The organism is Pseudoroseomonas cervicalis ATCC 49957, assembly GCF_000164635.1.
GTDB classification, from domain to species: domain Bacteria; phylum Pseudomonadota; class Alphaproteobacteria; order Acetobacterales; family Acetobacteraceae; genus Pseudoroseomonas; species Pseudoroseomonas cervicalis.
On sequence record NZ_GG770922.1, the window covers coordinates 1 to 1,445 of the forward strand.

The window sequence follows — 1,445 nt, forward strand, 5'->3', positions numbered from 1 at the left end:
CCGGAGGGCACCGACTGGCCGCCCGGCGTGCCGCCGCGCCCGTTGCTGACCGACCCCGACCCGCGCCGCGCCCTGGCGCGCATGGCCGCGGCCTTCCACGGCCAGCAGCCGGCCATTGCGGTCGCCGTCACCGGCACCAATGGCAAGACCAGCACGGTCGATTTCCTGCGCCAGATCTGGACCCTGGCGGGCGACAGGGCGGCCTCGCTCGGCACGCTCGGCCTGCGCGCGCCGGGCTTCCCCGAGACGCCCTCACTGACCACGCCGGACCCGGTGCTGCTGCACGAGACGCTGGCCGGGCTGGCCCGCGCCGGCGTGCAGAAGGTGGCGCTGGAGGCCTCCTCGCACGGGCTGGAGCAGCGGCGGCTGGACGGGCTGCGGCTGACCGCGGCCGGCTTCTCCAACCTGACGCGCGACCATCTCGACTATCATGGCGGCATGGCGGCCTATGCGGCGGCCAAGCTGCGGCTGTTCGACACGCTGCTGGACCAGGGCGACGGCGCCGTCGCCAATGCCGACATGGCGCCCGAGATGCTGGAGGCGCTGCGCGCCGTGGCCCGCCGCCGGCATCTGCGGCTGGCGACGGTGGGCGAGGCCGGCGAGGCGATCCGCCTGCTGCGCCACACGCCGCGCCCGGATGGCCAGGCGCTGGAGCTGACCCTCTATGGCCGCCGCGCCGAGCTGCTGCTGGCGCTGCCCGGCCGCTTCCAGGCGGACAATGTGATGCTGGCCGCCGGCCTCGCCGTCTCGGCCGGCATGCCGGCGGACAAGGTGGCCGGGCTGCTGCCGCGCCTGACCGGCGTGCGCGGCCGCATGGAGCTGGCGGCCCGGCTGCCGAATGGCGCCGCGGTCTATGTCGACTACGCCCACACCCCGGACGCGCTGGAGCGGCTGCTGACGGCGCTGCGCCCGCATGCCGAGGGCAGGCTGCATGTCGTCTTCGGCGCCGGCGGCGACCGCGACGGCGGCAAGCGGCCGCTGATGGGCGAGGTCTGCGCGCGGCTGGCCGACCACGCCATCCTGACCGACGACAACCCCCGCGGCGAGGACCCGGCCGCCATCCGCGCCGCGGTGCGCGCCGGCATGGCGGGCGGCGCCGCGATCACCGAGATCGGCGACCGCGCGGCGGCGATCGAGGCCGGGCTGGCGGCGCTCGGCCCCGGCGACGTGCTGGCGGTGGCCGGCAAGGGGCATGAGCCGGGCCAGACCATCCAGGGCGTCACCCACCCCTTCGACGATGCCGAGACGGTGCGCCGGCTGGCCGGGGTGGCGGCATGAGCGCGCCGCTCTGGACCTCGGCCGAGCTGCGCCAGGCCACCGGCGGCAGCTGCCCGGAGGGGCTCGAGATCCGCTCGGTCGGCATCGACAGCCGCGCCACCGGCCCGGGCGAGCTGTTCGTGGCGCTGCGCGACGCCCGCGACGGGCATGACTTCGTGGCCGATGCG

At 76.7% G+C, this 1,445-nt stretch carries 1 protein-coding gene; it reads left to right on the forward strand.

From position 1 onward, the window contains the following. Positions 1 to 1,278 (forward strand): UDP-N-acetylmuramoyl-L-alanyl-D-glutamate--2,6-diaminopimelate ligase (locus tag HMPREF0731_RS20365; protein WP_007006112.1); only part of this gene is annotated, 1,278 nt, incomplete at its 5' end. Positions 1,279 to 1,445: the final 167 nt, after the last annotated feature.